Here is a 14,930-nt window from a genome sequence, read left to right as displayed (position 1 = left end):
TGTTTTACAAGACTATTCATATTATAATGAAGAAAAAGAGCACGGTTCAATGGGGGCTCGCAATAAAGGAGAATGTGTTATGAAAATCTACAGAACAAAAGACTACGATGAAATGAGCAAAAAGGCAGCACACATCATTGCTGCTCAGATTGTATTAAAACCTGACTGCGTTCTCGGTCTGGCTACCGGATCAACACCGGTGGGCACATATAAGAACCTGGTGGAATGGTATAAAAACGGAGATTTGGACTTCTCCACACTTTCCTCCTGCAATCTCGATGAATACAGAGGCTTAAGCCCGGAAAATGACCAGAGCTACCGTTACTTCATGAACACAAACCTGTTCGACCATGTAAATATCCGCAAGGACCACACCTTCGTGCCGGACGGACTGCAGGAGAACAGTGACCAGGCCTGCCAGATGTATGAGCAGATCATCCGTGACTTAGGCGGTATTGACCTGCAGCTTCTGGGCCTTGGCCACAACGGACACATCGGCTTCAACGAGCCAGCAGAGGACTTCCCGAAGATCACACATTGTGTTGACCTGACAGAGAGCACCATCCAGGCCAACAAGCGTTTCTTTGAAAAAGAATCCGACGTACCGAGACAGGCTTACACCATGGGAATCGGCACCATCATGAGCGCAAAGAAGATCCTTGTTGTGGTAAGCGGTGAGGACAAAGCGGAAATCCTGAACAAGATCATCAATGGACCTATCACACCCCAGGTTCCTGCATCCATTCTGCAGCTTCACCCGGATGTGACCATCGTTGCCGACAATGCAGCACTTTCCAAAGTAAAATAATCTGTAACTGTTCAGTCAGGTCAGCGCATTTACTGCGCTGACCGTGCAAAAGAGTAGTGGCGGCAGGTATTCGCCCCATCGCGAAGCGATTTTTAATGGGCGAATACCCGTAACTATTCAGCTGGCTGAATAGTTACAATAATCTTTGACCATCTCTTTTATTTTAAAAGAGGGAACAGCCATCTTGACTGCTCCCTCTTTTTTATCATATCCTTTTATCTCATTTTCAAAAGTTCTTTCATTTTCAGCTTGTTCCCATAATGCAGAACGGAGGCGCTGTACACTCTTATGGACACTGCTGCGATCACAAGGATAAAGATGAGCAGAAGTCCCATGGAGACTGCCAGATCCCCGGCTTTCATCCCTCCGGTCAGAAGAGTGAACGGCACAGAGAAGGGGGAGGAAAACGGCAGGTACATGGCAAACTTGGTAAGTCCGCTGCTTCCGCCTCCTGCAATAGCTGTGAAATACCCCAGATAAAAGCTTCCAAGGCTGATGAACATCACAGGCATCATGGCAGAATTCAAATCTTCCACTTTGCTCACAGCCGCGCCGCACACAGAGTTCATCACTGCGTACAGGGAATATCCGAGGACAAAATAAACCAGTAAGATCAACAGGGTGAACGGCGTAATACTTGAAAAATCAATGGGCACTCCGCCTATGTTAAAATTGGAAGGAACAAAAGCGGTATAACATATAAGGGCAAAGGCAATGATCCCCACCATCTGAAGAAGTCCCAGTACACCCATTGCCAGACATTTTCCAATCAGGATCCTGGACGGCTTTGCAGAGACGACCAGGGTCTCCATAACACGTGATGTCTTCTCAGACGCCACGGACATAGCCACGCCGTATCCATAATAATATACTGCGAAAAACATGATAAATACCACAGCAAGCCCCAGAATATAACCGGTAATGTCCATATCACCTGCTGCTTCCTCCGTGTATGGCAGGGAAATGGTAGACCTGGCTATGGTTTCACCGTCAACACCGCTCTCCTCCAGGATATTCTTCTGCCATATTTTATTACAGATATCCGATATTTTCTGGGAGCTTATGCCCTTCATGAAATTGGCATTCACCACACGGATATAGGGTAGACCGTCCTTCTCCTCAATGGAGATCAGAGAATTGTTCTCATTCTCCCTGATATCGCTGCGGATACCTTCCTCCTCTTCCTTTTCCGCTGTCTTAAAATTCCTGTCCGGATATACACTTTTCAGGGTATCCAGATTCTTCTCAAAAATCCCTGTCTGGTCAACCAGATAGCAGATGGCCGCGTCATCGCTTACAGCCGCCTGTTCTGCGGAATTTTCCGTACCGGTCTGTTCTTCCTCCCCGCTGCCCTTCACTGCGGAAATAATACGGGGGGCCAGACACAGGGCCAGCACCATGATCATAATGATCACGGTAGATACAATGAAGGCTTTCTTTCTGGCAGCCTCTTTTAAGGTATATGCAAATACGGTTGTTATCTGTCTCATTCTGTCTCCCCTGCCTTTCTGACAAAAATCTCCTGTAGAGATGGTTCCCTGATCTCAAATTTGTCGGGATAGATTCCCGCGTCCAACATTCTCTTCAGAAATCTGTGTGCCATCTCATCTCCGTCAATTTTATACTCTGTCTCAGCGGCACGTTTTTCAAAGACCTGAAGGCCTTCCTCCTGTGCCATTCCATCCACATCTGCATTGACTGTGACGCATAGATTTGTATGCCCAAAGGCTGACTTTATCTCTTTTAAATTACCCTGCAGGATTGTTCTGCCACGGTTCAGGATCAGAAGATTCTTACAATATTCCTCCACAGTCTCCATCTGGTGGGTGCTCAGGATAATGTATTTCCCTTCGTCCACAAGCTCAGACACCAGATCCCTGAGCATCTTTCCGTTCACCGGGTCCAGACCCGAGAATGGTTCATCCAGAAAAACAAGCCTTGGGTTGTGGATGATCGCAGAGATGAGCTGGATCTTCTGCTGGTTTCCTTTTGAGAGCTTTTCCGCCGGCATGTTTTTATACTCCATGACCTCAAGGCGTTCCATATAGCCAAGAGCCGCCTTCTTCGCTGCTTCCCGCTTCATGCCCCGGAGCATGCCGAAATAGACAAGCTGTTCCAGAACCTTTGTCTTCATATAGATGCCGCGCTCCTCCGGCAGATAACCGAAAGCCAGCGTCTCCCTGTTGATTTTCCTGCCGTTCCACTGGGCTTTCCCCTCATCAGCTTCCATGATACCCAGTATTGTCCGGATCGTTGTGGTCTTACCGGCTCCATTGGTTCCCAGAAGGCCAAATACCCCCGGTGTCTCCATGGAAAAAGACAGGTGGTCAACCGCGTTTTTTTCTCCGAACCGCTTCGTCAGATTTTCCACTACTAAACTCATATACTCCTCCTTGTTTCATACCTCTTAACGTTTCTTTTCATAGCTGCACATATATAGAACATTCTGGAACGTCCAGATAATTCCCAGTATAAGAAATGGCAGTACGCCAATGTCTACCGCAACAGTCAGCATCAGCATAAAAATAAAGATTCCTGTGTACAGAACAAAGGAATTTTTGTAGACAATATAGGCCGCTTCATACATCCTGGCCTTTTCCTGTTCATCACAGCTTCCGACCCAATCCCGGTTAAAATGAAGGGAAAGGGCATTTCCTTTTTTCTCAGGGTTCATTTTCTTGGTCTGCTCCACCAGCAGATGCTCTGAAAAAGCACACCACAGACTGTACAGTACAAACAGCGTTGACATGACTACAATGTTGGGCAGACTCTGTGCTCTGTGAAACGCATAGACAATGTTAACGCCGCTCAGCACCATTGTGATGGTAGCACAGCATGTTATGATTCCCTGACAGCGGTTGTTGTACTTTTCTATCTGTTCCGCTATCTCGTCATCCTCTCCATCCCAGTCCCGGCATTTCTTTCTGACACTCATAACCATATATATATTGGCAATACTGCCCAAAATGGACATAAGCACGATCAGATAAAAGGCGCCCCTGCCAATGACACTTTCCAAAAACCTGCCCAGTTCCTCCACATCCCTGCCGTGATCGCCGATGACTAAAGCTCCGACACCGCCGAAGAGACCACTGACCAGAATGATTATCATAAATTCCAGATATCCTTTTTTCTCTTTTCTATTCCTATTCATTCCCGTCCTCCACATACCAAAAAATATCCTCCACAGACGCTCCGCATTCTTTGGCTATTTTAAGCGCCAGCGTAACAGACGGAGAGTAATCTCCACGCTCGATCAGGCTGATGGTCTGCCGGGATGCTCCGACACGCCGCCCCATTTCCTGCTGGTTGATATCCAGTTTTGCCCTGTATTCTTTCAGGCGGTTGTGCAACGACATTCCCACCCCTCCTTTATGACAAAATCCTTTGTCATTTTGACAACTTTTCTTGTCATTGATTATAGCACCTGACAAAGATAGTTGTCAACCGAATATATAAAAAAACGGTGATGCCGCTGTTATATGGCAGAAGCCCAGCAGCGTGATCACCGTTTCGCACTGTTTTATTTCATTGATACCTGGTTATCGATACAGATAATCCTCGTTTTTCCGTTTTTCCCATATATACAAAACCACCAGGACACCTGCACATACCAGGGTACCGAGAAAGATTCCCAACACACTGAAATTAATTACAGATATCACCTGTCCGCTGAAGTTAATGATAAAATGGCAGAGCATGGATGCCTTCAGGGTACCGTATTTCTTAACCAGTCTGCCCAGGATCAGACCCATTAAAAAGGCATAACAGCCCTGTATCAGATTCATATGGTAAAGGCCGAAAAACAACGCCTGGAGGAAATTCGCCGCCCAGAAAGGAAAGCTTCTCTCCAGTATTTTCAGACAGAGCCCGCGCATGAGAAGCTCTTCCGCCAGGGGTGCCATCACGACCACATAGAACATAGACAGTATGGATGGCTCCGCCATGCCCAGCCCTTTCATCACTTCCATATAATGCCCCATCAGATTTGGTGCCACCACTGCAAGTATATTGAGAAGGCTGGTGACCGCAAACTGGATGAACAGGGCCACAAAAAAGATTCCCAGAATTGCGCCTGAGTTAAGAGCGGCCTTGTGGCCTCTCTCCAGATAAGCGGCACGTCTGTCAGCCATCACCCTGCGGTACCAGAAATATCCCGCCAGCAGAAAGATCCCGTAGGAGGCAGCACTGACAATATACACATACTGGTTCACCACATAATCCATGACCGGCGACTGGTACACATGGATCGCGGTCATAAATTGGCCTGTCAAAAGTATAAGAACCTGTCCGCCCAATGCCGCGGCAATCTGAATGATATACATAAGGGCAATGGGTGTCAGACTCAGCAGCAGTGTCTTTGCTTTTTCTATCATTCCTTGTTATGCCTCCAGGTCTTTAAAATGGAACTGCTTTTTGCCGCCCGCATAGTCCCCCACAATCTGTCCGCTGCCGAACAGTTTATATTTATATGTCACAAGCCCCTCCAGTCCCACGGGACCCCGGGCATGGATTTTACCGGTACTGATTCCCACTTCCGCGCCGAATCCGTAGCGGAAACCGTCAGCAAACCGCGTGGAGCAGTTCTGATATACACCGGCAGAATCCACAAGCTGCATAAAGGTCAGCGCAGTGTCCCTGTTCTCTGTGATAATGCAGTCTGTGTGATGGGAGCCGAACCGGTTAATGTGTTCCACTGCTTCCTGTACACTGTCCACCAGTTTCACAGATAACACCAGATCCAGATACTCTGTATCAAATGCGTCCTCCTCCATGATTTCACAGGGAATGATTTCTGCCACTTCACGGGTTCCTCTCACTTTTACATGGTTCTCTCCCAGAGCTTTGCTTATGACCGGCAGAAACTCCTCTGCTGCCTCTCTGTTTACAAGCAGCGTTTCCACAGCGTTGCAGGCTGCTGTATACTGTGTCTTGGCATCTATGATAATGGGGACTGCCTTTTCCTTATCGTAACATGCATCCACATAAATATGGCACACCCCGTCGGCATGACCCATAACCGGTATTTTCGTATTGTTCATAATATACTGTACAAACTGATTGGAACCTCTGGGAATGAGCAGATCTACTGTCTCATGGCAGGACAGCAGTTCGTCGATCTCATTATGAAGCTCGGCCTGCAGCATACACCCTTCCGGCACGCCTGCATGCACGGCTGCCTGATAGATGATCTCAAACAGAACTTTGTTGGTCCTCGCTGTCTCTTTGCCGCCTTTTAAGATGGCACAGTTCCCACTCTTTAAACAGAGGGAAGAAATCTGTACCAGCGCGTCCGGCCTGGCTTCAAATATGATGCCGATCACACCGATGGGACACGTCACCCGGTAAAGTTCCAGACCTTTATCCAGTTCCCTGGCAAGCTGCACCTTTGAGAGCGGGTCCGGCAGTTTGATGAGTTCAGCGATTCCGGCGGTTACATCCTGCAGCTTATGCTCATCGAATTTCAGTCTTTTCATCACAGCTGCCGCGATCCCTGCCTTTTCAGCCGCTTCCATATCCTCATGATTGGCTTTGAATATGGCTTCCCGGTTAGCAAGAAGAGCGATTCTTACTGCCTCTAAAGCGGCATTTCTCTGCTCCCCGCTGAGGGCTGCCATGCGGAAACTGTCCTGTTTCATTTTTCTGGTTGCTTCTTTTATATTCATAGGTCTATCCTCCTGTTCTGTTTTGCTCTCTGTTACCATTCGATTTTCTCCACCGGTATGGGGTGGTCATTTTTTGTTATCTCTGTCACTTTACCGCTCCTGAATCGGATCACACGGTCAGCCATGGGGGCCAGCGCAGAGTTGTGGGTAATGATAATAACAGTCATATGTTCCTTGCGGCAGGTGTCCTGCAAAAGCTGCAGAATCTGTTTGCCTGTATTATAGTCCAGGGCACCTGTGGGTTCATCACAAAGTAAAAGCTTGGGGTTCTTGGCGATCGCCCTGGCAATGGCTACCCTCTGCTGCTCACCGCCGGAGAGCTGTGCCGGAAAATTAGATGTCCGCTCCGCAAGCCCTACTTTTCCCAAAACAGTGGCCGGGTCCAGGGAATCTTTGCATATCTGTACAGCCAGCTCTACATTTTCAAGGGCAGTTAAGTTTGGAACAAGGTTATAGAACTGAAATACAAAGCCCACGTCATTGCGTCTGTATGTGACCAGATCCTTTGCTTTATATTCATTTACATGTCTGCCGTCCACAATGACCTCTCCCTCGGTGGCACTGTCCATACCGCCCAGAATATTAAGAGCTGTGGTCTTCCCTGCTCCCGATGCACCCAAAATCACCGCCAGCTCGCCTTTTTCCACAGAAAAACTGGCGTCATCCAGAGCTCTGATCTCCACTTCATTTTTACTGCCGTATATTTTTTTCACATGTTGGAATTCTATAAATGACATGCTTCTATCCTTCCTGCATTCTAAATAAAAACGCCTCTGCCGTTAGGCACCACTGCCGTTAAGCACACTCCGGCCCTGGGGCCAGATGTTATTTCCCATTATATCTCCATTTTGACCGGGCCGCAATCAGGTTTTTCAACAGGAGGGGGTATTTTTGATTTCTTTTACTTTTTTCTTTATTTATATTGACTTTTTGGTCTATTCATATTAATATATGAACAGATATTCATATGTTTAATATACTATAGTTACATAGATAGAAAAATAGATTTGGAGGGACTGAATATGAAGCAGGAAAAGAAAGCCTCTTCCGGTGAACTGCGGAAGCCTGAAGGTGAGAATGTTCATCAGCAGATGCATGATGAGCATTGCGGCTGTGGCTGTGAACACGGCCATGACGGTCATTCTCATGAACATACACATGAGCATGCGCATGGCGAGCTTTGCGATTGTGGCTGTGACCATGACCATGGCGGTCATTCTCATGAACATACACACGAGCATGCGCATGGCGAGCTTTGCGATTGTGGCTGTGACCATGACCATGGCGGTCATTCTCACGAACATACACATGAGCATACGCATGGCGAGCTTTGCGATTGTGGCTGTGACCATGACCATGGCGGTCATTCTCACGAACATGCACATGAGCATACGCATGGCGAGCTTTGCGATTGTGGCTGTGACCATGACCATGGCGAACATCGCGACTGCGGCTGCGACCATGACCACGGCGGCCACTCTCACGGACATGCGGGCTCACATCACACCCCCGGGCATCCGGCGGACTGCCAGTGTGAACTCTGCCATCCACATGAGGAATACTGCGATATCTGCGGCGAAAGCCTTGCCAACTGCAGGTGCCATATGCCTGATGCCGACTGTGAAAAGAAAGTTTATATTTTAAAAAATCTGGGCTGCGCAAACTGTGCTGCCAAAATGGAGGCCAAAATCAAAGAGCTTCCCGGTGTGGAATACGCCTCCATTACATTTGCCACCAGTCAGCTCAGACTATCAGCCAGAGACCACGCCGCTCTGCTGCCGCGTATCCGGGAAATCTGTACTTCCATAGAATCCCAGGTTGAAGTGGTACCCCGTTTTAAAATGCCCGGTTCTTTTACCACGAAAACATACCTGATCGACAATCTGGGCTGCGCCCACTGCGCATCCAAAATGGAGGAAAAGATAAACGCCCTCCCTGAAGTGTCAAGTGCCACTCTGACATTTGCCACACGCCAGCTCCGCATTACCGCCAGACGAGATCCCGACCTTCTGCTGGACCGGATCCGGAAAATCTGTACAGATATTGAGAATGGTGTGACCATCAAGCCAAAAGACACCACTCCGAAAAGCGCAGACACGCTTCCCATTCAGGATGTCGTGCCCGCCGCAAGAGTGCTCTCACAGGATACCAAAACCATTCTGGCCCTCTGCATCGGCGCTGTCCTTTTCATTGCAGGGGAAGTGCTGGAGCATATGGGGATGGAGCTGCCTTCCCTCGTGGTACTTCTTGCTGCCTATGTCCTGCTTGGCGGAAGAATCGTGCTGACTGCACTCCGCAACCTGACAAAAGGCCACGTATTCGATGAAAATTTCCTGATGAGTGCCGCTACCATCGGCGCTATTGTCATCCAAGAATATCCGGAAGCCGTGGGCGTTATGCTGTTTTACCGCATCGGAGAATATTTCGAGCACAAAGCAGTTGAGAGAAGCCGCTCCCAGATCATGGATGCGGTGGATATGAGACCCGAGACAGTCACCCTGGTAATCGGTGATGACACAAAGACCATAGCCGCCCAGGATGCTGAGGTGGGGGATATTATCCTGATCCGCCCCGGCGACCGGATTCCTCTGGACAGCGTGGTCATTGAAGGAGAAAGCCGCATTGACACTTCCCCGGTGACCGGAGAACCGGTACCTGTCAAAGCAGGATTCGGAGATGAACTGACTTCCGGCTGTGTCAATACCTCCGGACTTTTAAAGGTACGTGTTGAAAAAGTGCTGGAGGAATCCATGGTAACACGCATTTTGGATTCCGTGGAAAATGCTGCTGCCAGCAAACCTAAAATTGACCGTTTTATCACACGTTTTGCAAGGGTATACACACCTTTTGTAGTATTTCTTGCACTGGCAACCGCTGTCATACCATCCCTGATAACAGGGGACTGGAACCACTGGGTATACACAGCACTCACCTTCCTGGTGATCAGTTGTCCCTGCGCCCTGGTTTTAAGCGTTCCTCTTGCATTTTTCTCCGGTATCGGAGCCGGCTCCAAGCGAGGCATCCTATTCAAAGGCGGTATCTCCCTGGAAGCCATGCGCAATGTAAATGCAGTTATTATGGATAAAACAGGAACCCTGACGGAGGGTAACTTCGTCCTGCAGACGGTTCTTCCCGCAGACTCTGTAAACGCAGATACCCTGCTGGAACTCTGTGCAGCCTGTGAATCCACCTCCACCCATCCCATTGCGCACAGTATCGTCTCAGCAGCACAGGGAAAAGGAATGACAGTCATACGGCCTGATACCGTGGAGGAGATCGCAGGCTGCGGCATACACGCAGTCATAAACGGTTCCCAAGTACTCTGCGGAAACCGCAGATTGATGGAAAAATTCCATGTTTCTATGGAAAACATTACAACAGACGGCCTCGGTGCAGAAGTATTTGCAGCTAAGGACGGCACTTACATCGGCTGTCTTATCATCGCCGACACCCTGAAAGGGGACGCCAAATCCGCAGTCAAAAAAATAAAGGATATGGGCATCACACCTGCCATGCTCACCGGCGATGCCCGGGAAACCGCTGAGGCTGTTGCCAGAGCAGCTGGTATCGACGAAGTACGCGCCCGTCTCCTGCCTCAGGATAAGCTGAACGAACTGACGCGCCTGCGCAGCACATACGGCTCCGTCATGTTTGTAGGTGACGGAATCAACGATGCTCCCGTACTGGCCGGTGCGGATGTAGGTGCTGCCATGGGAAGCGGTGCGGATGCCGCCATAGAGGCCGCCGACGTGGTATTTATGAATTCTTCCATGGAGGCCGTTCCCCAGGCACTGTCTATCGCAAGAGCCACCAGCCGTATATCCTGGCAGAATGTAATTTTCGCCCTGGTGATCAAGGTTCTGGTCATGATACTTGGCCTTTTCGGATTTGCCTCCATGTGGATGGCAGTCTTTGCCGACACCGGTGTGGCAATCCTGTGTGTATTAAATTCTATCCGCATTCTTTACAGAAAAAATCTGTGATATGCGTTGGCAGATTTTCTGCCAAAAGAGAGGCTGTGTTCCGTCTGAATATTCAGCGGAGCACAGCCTCTCTTTTACATCTGCTTTCTCACGATTTTATATTCATCATTCATCTGGAAGTAAGGACAGTTCTGGAATGTGTTCGTCATGAACCTGCCCATCTCGTCCTCATCCAGGTCCACATCACAGGTGTAATATCCGTATTCTTCGTCATAGACGTAATTGCTGCAATACTCACAGTTGGCTGTTTTCTTTTTCCCCATTTTCCGCTCCCTTTCCATCTCTTTTGAGTTAGGTATAGCAGAATCTTTTCTTTTTGTCAAATTTCACTATATTTTTCCTATAAATTACAGAAAAATTTATGATTCTATGATTTAAAAATACTGCAAGTGGTGTTATAATGATTGGACGATATCCCTTTATAAAATCTTTATGTCAGGTATATTTTTTTTATACAATTTTAATCTCTGGAGGAAGTTATGAAAATCATCATTTTAGGCAGTGGTAAAGTGGGCCGTACCCTTGCCGAACAACTCAGCAACGAAGGACACAATATAGTTATGGTCGATATCATCGCCAAAAAGGTCCAGGACATTACAGAAGACGCAGATATCATGGGCGTGCTGGGCAATGCATCCAGTATCAACACCCTGCTGGATGCCGGCATTGAGACTGCCGATATCCTGATCGCTGTGACTGGTTCTGACGAACTGAATCTTCTCTGCTGCCTGATTGCAAAAAAAGTCAGCAAATGTCACACCATTGCCAGGGTCCGAAACCCTGTGTACAGCAAGGAAATCGGGTTTATCAAAGAGCGTCTGGGCATTTCCATGATCATCAATCCCGAACATGCCGCCGCTATTGAAATATCCAGGCTGCTGCGTTTTCCCTCTGCCATCAAAATCGATACATTTGCAAAGGGCAGGGTAGAGCTTTTGAAATTCAAAGTAAAACCTGAATTTCACTTAGACCAGATGACCGTCATGGAAGTAGCGGAACGCTACAAGAACAATATCCTCATATGTGCCGTAGAGCGCGGAGACGAGGTAAGTATTCCCTCCGGTAATTTTGTATTGAGAGACAACGACATTATCTCTATCATTGCCTCCCCTGTCAATTCCGCACTTTTCTTCAAGAGAATCGGAATCCACACACACCAGGTCAAGAGCACCATGATCGTGGGAGGAGGTACCCTTTCCTATTATCTGGCCAAGCTTCTGCTCGCCATGAAGATCCGGGTACTGATCGTGGAAGCCAATAAGGACCGCTGCGAACAGTTAAGTGAGCTTCTGCCTGATGCTACGATCATCAACGGTGACGGCACGGATAAGAATCTGCTTCTTGAAGAGGGCCTGACACGTGTGGAATCCTTTGTAACACTCACCAATCTGGACGAGGAGAATATTCTACTGGCTCTGTTCGCCAAAAAGAACAGCAATGCAAAACTGGTGTCAAAGGTAAACCGTATTGCCTTTGATGATATCATAGAAGGCCTGGACGTGGGCAGCGTTGTATATCCCAAATACCTGACTGCTGACTATATCCTGCAGTACGTGCGTGCCATGCAGAACAGCATCGGCAGCAATGTGGAAACCCTCTACCAGATTCTGGACAACAAGGCAGAGGCCCTGGAGTTCTCCGTACACGAGGACTGCCCATTTCTGGACACCCCTCTGGCAGAGCTGAATATCAGGGACAATCTTCTCGTTACCTGCATTAACCGGAAAGGAAAAATCACCATTCCACGGGGACAGGACAGCATTCAGCTCGGAGACACAGTGATCGTGGTCACCACTGTAAAGGGGCTGCACGACATTAAAGATATACTGAAAAATAAATAATTTACGAGGGATGAAATGAATTACTCAATTATTTCCTACATCATAGGATGGATCTTAAATTTTGAGGCACTTTTTATGCTCCTTCCCTGTATTGTCGCCGTGATATACAAGGAATCCAGCGGATGGGCTTTTGTGCTCGCCATGCTTCTGTGCCTCCTCATCGGCATACCTCTGACTCAGAGAAAGCCAAAGAACAAAATTTTTTATACAAAAGAAGGGTTTGTCACTGTGGCGCTGAGCTGGATCGTGCTCAGTATCATGGGAGCGCTGCCGTTTATATTCAGCGGCTCCATTCCAAACGTGATCGACGCTGTTTTCGAAACGGTGTCGGGTTTTACCACCACCGGTGCCAGTGTTCTGCCGGAGGTGGAGTCACTTTCCCACTGTATCCTGTTCTGGCGTAGTTTTACCCACTGGATCGGAGGTATGGGTGTCCTTGTCTTTCTGCTCTCCCTGCTTCCGCTGACAGGCGGCGGTTATCATATGAACCTGATGAAAGCGGAAAGCCCGGGGCCTTCTGTGAGCAAACTGGTACCGAAAGTGCAGTCTACGGCCAAAATCCTGTACGGCATTTATCTGGCACTGACTCTGCTTGAGATTCTTTTCCTGCTCTGCGGCGGTATGCCTGTGTTTGACGCGCTGACTACCTCCTTCGGTACTGCCGGTACCGGCGGATTCGGTATTAAAAATGACAGTATTGCCGGCTATTCCACCTATATCCAGGTGGTTGTCACAGTATTTATGATTTTATTCGGTGTAAACTTCAGTGCTTATTTCCTGATCATCAGCGGCAAGCTGAAACAGGCCCTGCATATTGAGGAGATTCGCTGGTATCTGGCTATTATTGCCATTGCCATAATCACCATCACAATAAATGTGTATCATATTTACGGAAGTATCGCTGAATCACTGCAGCAGGTATCCTTCCAGGTGGCATCCATCATCACTACAACGGGATTTGCTACCACGGACTTTAACACATGGCCGGAAATGTCCAGAACGATCCTGGTCATCCTCATGTTTGTCGGTGCCTGTGCAGGCAGTACCGGCGGCGGCGTCAAGGTGTCACGTTTTGTCATCCTGATGAAGACCATTCAAAAGGAACTGCGCCAGTATCTCCACCCGCGCAGCATTAAAAAGATCAAAATGGATGAAAAACTGGTGGAGCATGAAGTTGTCCGTTCCACCAATGTATTCATGATCGCCTATGTGCTGGTGTTTGCATTCTCTGCACTGTTCATAAGCTTTGACAATCATGACCTGATAACGAACTTCACCAGTGTGGCGGCGACCCTGAACAATATCGGGCCCGGTCTGGAACTGGTTGGGCCTACCCAGAACTTCTCTATCTTTTCGGGGGGCGCCAAATTAATTCTGATTTTCGATATGCTTGCAGGAAGACTGGAATTATTCCCGATCCTTCTGCTCTTCACCAGGGATACCTGGAAAAAATTCTAAACCGGACAGATACCTGCTGCCCGGCTGCATAAAAATGCCGTTATCTGAAAAGCTGCTGTTTTTCAGATAACGGCTGTTTTTTAGATTGGTCCTGGCGTGCAGTGTACTCCCAACCATATGCACCGGACTAATTCTGAAGAAATTTTTTATCAAATTCCGGATTGAAATAATAGTAATTATTGGAATCCAGTCTCTCTTTTGTCTTCTCCAGTGCCTCTCCGAAACGCTGGAAATGCACAATTTCTCTTGTTCTTAAAAATTTCAGCGGTTCTCTCACTTCAGGGTCTGTTATCATTCTCAAAAGATTGTCATAAACCACTCTTGCCTTCTGCTCTGCAGCCAAATCCTCTGTCAGATCCGCAATGGCATCCCCTTTTGACTGGAACTCCAGCGAAGTAAACGGAACACCTGCTGCTGCCTGAGGCCACAATGCTTTGGTATGGTCTATATAGTAGGCATCAAAGCCTGCCGCCTGTGCCTGTTCCACAGTCAGATCCCTGGTAAGCTGATAAACCATGGCACATATAATTTCCATATGAGCCAGCTCCTCCGTACCGATATCTGTCAAAAGCCCGCCAACGGTCTTAATCGGCATGGTATAACGCTGTGAGAGATACCGCATGGAAGCCGACAGCTCTCCATCCGGACCACCGTACTGGCTGATAATAAGCTGTGCAGTTTTTGGACATGTTTTCGTGATCTTTACCGGAAACTGCAGTCTTTTTTCATAAGTCCACATCAGATACACGCTCCTTCCCATGGCATGGGACCTTCGCCCCAGCAGCCAATACAATCCTTTGTTAAAGCATAAAATTTCTCATCGAATTCTTTCAGAAGTCCTTTTCTCTGTTCAATGAGATTTTTCCTCAGGTCCATGGCCTCAGCGGATTCCGGATGGGTATCCAGATACAGGACGGTGTCGTCCAGTGCAAAACTCAGCGCACTGATTTCCTTCATCAGACGTTCTCTTTCCTGCTGCTCGGGTGACGCATTTTCGTCCGGCTTAAACTCAGTCTCGAAAGAGTTTTCTTCCAGCACGAAAAATGGCTTATTCAGTCCCGGAAAAATAGTTCCTGTTGCCAGTGCCTGATCCCAGTCATAAAGTGTCTCCCAGTTCTGCATGGGAACGGAGGCAATTGCCAAATGCTGCTGTTCCATATCATCGTCTCCTTTC

Annotated in this window: 15 protein-coding genes; 4 read left to right on the top strand and 11 right to left on the bottom strand. The window is 48.1% G+C overall.

What is annotated here, in order from left to right; genetic code table 11:
* Window positions 1-79: 79 nt before the first annotated feature.
* A complete protein-coding gene (gene nagB, locus MUB35_RS03380; protein ID WP_033140730.1) occupies window positions 80-808 on the top strand; it encodes a glucosamine-6-phosphate deaminase in 729 nt (242 codons plus the stop codon).
* Window positions 809-1,023: 215 nt separating this feature from the next.
* On the opposite strand, the gene MUB35_RS03375 is transcribed toward nagB, so the two are convergent.
* The 8 genes from MUB35_RS03375 to MUB35_RS03340 form a co-directional block, all read right to left on the bottom strand.
* Window positions 1,024-2,298: an ABC transporter permease gene (locus MUB35_RS03375; protein WP_244805780.1), complete on the bottom strand. Its 1,275-nt coding sequence runs from the start codon at window positions 2,296-2,298 to the stop codon at window positions 1,024-1,026.
* Window positions 2,295-3,191, bottom strand: coding sequence for an ABC transporter ATP-binding protein (locus MUB35_RS03370; protein ID WP_244805779.1), 897 nt, complete (start codon window positions 3,189-3,191; stop codon window positions 2,295-2,297). The genes MUB35_RS03375 and MUB35_RS03370 overlap by 4 nt, the downstream gene beginning before the upstream one ends.
* Window positions 3,192-3,215: 24 nt before the next feature.
* The gene (locus MUB35_RS03365; RefSeq protein ID WP_033140733.1) at window positions 3,216-3,962 is read right to left on the bottom strand and encodes a DUF3169 family protein; all 747 of its coding nucleotides are present in this window, start codon (window positions 3,960-3,962) and stop codon (window positions 3,216-3,218) included.
* On the bottom strand, window positions 3,955-4,167 hold the full coding sequence (locus MUB35_RS03360) for a helix-turn-helix transcriptional regulator (RefSeq protein WP_033140734.1): 213 nt from the start codon (window positions 4,165-4,167) through the stop codon (window positions 3,955-3,957). Before MUB35_RS03360 ends, MUB35_RS03365 begins: the two co-directional genes overlap by 8 nt.
* A 183-nt stretch (window positions 4,168-4,350) precedes the next feature.
* Entirely contained in the window at window positions 4,351-5,184 is an 834-nt protein-coding gene (locus tag MUB35_RS03355) for a CPBP family intramembrane glutamic endopeptidase (protein WP_148393533.1), read from the bottom strand.
* Window positions 5,185-5,190: 6 nt separating this feature from the next.
* Entirely contained in the window at window positions 5,191-6,474 is a 1,284-nt protein-coding gene (locus MUB35_RS03350) for a glutamate-5-semialdehyde dehydrogenase (protein WP_148393532.1), read from the bottom strand.
* 32 nt (window positions 6,475-6,506) lie between these two features.
* Window positions 6,507-7,211, bottom strand: coding sequence for an ABC transporter ATP-binding protein (locus tag MUB35_RS03345; RefSeq protein ID WP_033140735.1), 705 nt, complete (start codon window positions 7,209-7,211; stop codon window positions 6,507-6,509).
* Window positions 7,212-7,445: 234 nt separating this feature from the next.
* The gene (locus MUB35_RS03340) at window positions 7,446-7,964 is read right to left on the bottom strand and encodes a hypothetical protein (protein ID WP_244805778.1); all 519 of its coding nucleotides are present in this window, start codon (window positions 7,962-7,964) and stop codon (window positions 7,446-7,448) included.
* Between the two features lie 114 nt (window positions 7,965-8,078).
* Between MUB35_RS03340 and MUB35_RS03335 the strand changes: the two genes are divergently transcribed.
* The gene (locus tag MUB35_RS03335) at window positions 8,079-10,457 is read left to right on the top strand and encodes a heavy metal translocating P-type ATPase (protein WP_244805777.1); all 2,379 of its coding nucleotides are present in this window, start codon (window positions 8,079-8,081) and stop codon (window positions 10,455-10,457) included.
* 74 nt (window positions 10,458-10,531) lie between these two features.
* Here the strand turns inward: MUB35_RS03335 and MUB35_RS03330 are convergent, their stop codons facing one another.
* Window positions 10,532-10,720 carry a DUF6472 family protein gene (locus MUB35_RS03330; protein ID WP_033140856.1) on the bottom strand — a complete coding sequence of 63 codons (189 nt, stop codon included), beginning with the start codon at window positions 10,718-10,720 and terminating at the stop codon, window positions 10,532-10,534.
* A gap of 216 nt (window positions 10,721-10,936) precedes the next feature.
* On the opposite strand from MUB35_RS03330, the gene trkA reads away from it, so the two are divergent.
* Together trkA and MUB35_RS03320 are read left to right on the top strand one after the other, a co-directional pair.
* Window positions 10,937-12,298 carry a Trk system potassium transporter TrkA gene (gene trkA, locus MUB35_RS03325; RefSeq protein WP_033140842.1) on the top strand — a complete coding sequence of 454 codons (1,362 nt, stop codon included), beginning with the start codon at window positions 10,937-10,939 and terminating at the stop codon, window positions 12,296-12,298.
* A gap of 15 nt (window positions 12,299-12,313) precedes the next feature.
* Window positions 12,314-13,756, top strand: coding sequence for a TrkH family potassium uptake protein (locus MUB35_RS03320; protein WP_033140841.1), 1,443 nt, complete (start codon window positions 12,314-12,316; stop codon window positions 13,754-13,756).
* A gap of 127 nt (window positions 13,757-13,883) precedes the next feature.
* Here MUB35_RS03320 and MUB35_RS03315 read toward each other — a convergent pair whose 3' ends face one another.
* Both MUB35_RS03315 and MUB35_RS03310 read right to left on the bottom strand, forming a co-directional pair.
* Window positions 13,884-14,495, bottom strand: a complete 612-nt coding sequence (locus MUB35_RS03315) for a manganese catalase family protein (RefSeq protein ID WP_244805776.1) — start codon at window positions 14,493-14,495, stop codon at window positions 13,884-13,886.
* Entirely contained in the window at window positions 14,495-14,914 is a 420-nt protein-coding gene (locus MUB35_RS03310; protein WP_054353525.1) for a spore coat protein CotJB, read from the bottom strand. Before MUB35_RS03310 ends, MUB35_RS03315 begins: the two co-directional genes overlap by 1 nt.
* Window positions 14,915-14,930: the final 16 nt, after the last annotated feature.

Source organism: Blautia sp. NSJ-175, assembly GCF_022867815.1.
Lineage (GTDB): Bacteria > Bacillota > Clostridia > Lachnospirales > Lachnospiraceae > Blautia > Blautia celeris.
Note: the sequence above shows the minus strand (reverse complement) of the source record. Positions and strands in the feature narration are given on the sequence as shown.

Coding starts and splice junctions, on each gene's coding strand:
- MUB35_RS03320 (WP_033140841.1), top strand. CDS start 12,314: ATGAATTACTCAATTATTTCCTACATCATAGGATGGATCTTAAATTTT.
- MUB35_RS03350 (WP_148393532.1), bottom strand. CDS start 6,474: ATGAATATAAAAGAAGCAACCAGAAAAATGAAACAGGACAGTTTCCGC.
- MUB35_RS03365 (WP_033140733.1), bottom strand. CDS start 3,962: ATGAATAGGAATAGAAAAGAGAAAAAAGGATATCTGGAATTTATGATA.
- MUB35_RS03330 (WP_033140856.1), bottom strand. CDS start 10,720: ATGGGGAAAAAGAAAACAGCCAACTGTGAGTATTGCAGCAATTACGTC.
- MUB35_RS03360 (WP_033140734.1), bottom strand. CDS start 4,167: ATGTCGTTGCACAACCGCCTGAAAGAATACAGGGCAAAACTGGATATC.
- MUB35_RS03310 (WP_054353525.1), bottom strand. CDS start 14,914: ATGGAACAGCAGCATTTGGCAATTGCCTCCGTTCCCATGCAGAACTGG.
- MUB35_RS03315 (WP_244805776.1), bottom strand. CDS start 14,495: ATGTGGACTTATGAAAAAAGACTGCAGTTTCCGGTAAAGATCACGAAA.
- MUB35_RS03340 (WP_244805778.1), bottom strand. CDS start 7,964: ATGTCCGTGAGAGTGGCCGCCGTGGTCATGGTCGCAGCCGCAGTCGCG.
- MUB35_RS03335 (WP_244805777.1), top strand. CDS start 8,079: ATGCCTGATGCCGACTGTGAAAAGAAAGTTTATATTTTAAAAAATCTG.
- MUB35_RS03355 (WP_148393533.1), bottom strand. CDS start 5,184: ATGATAGAAAAAGCAAAGACACTGCTGCTGAGTCTGACACCCATTGCC.
- nagB (WP_033140730.1), top strand. CDS start 80: ATGAAAATCTACAGAACAAAAGACTACGATGAAATGAGCAAAAAGGCA.
- MUB35_RS03345 (WP_033140735.1), bottom strand. CDS start 7,211: ATGTCATTTATAGAATTCCAACATGTGAAAAAAATATACGGCAGTAAA.
- trkA (WP_033140842.1), top strand. CDS start 10,937: ATGAAAATCATCATTTTAGGCAGTGGTAAAGTGGGCCGTACCCTTGCC.
- MUB35_RS03370 (WP_244805779.1), bottom strand. CDS start 3,191: ATGAGTTTAGTAGTGGAAAATCTGACGAAGCGGTTCGGAGAAAAAAAC.
- MUB35_RS03375 (WP_244805780.1), bottom strand. CDS start 2,298: ATGAGACAGATAACAACCGTATTTGCATATACCTTAAAAGAGGCTGCC.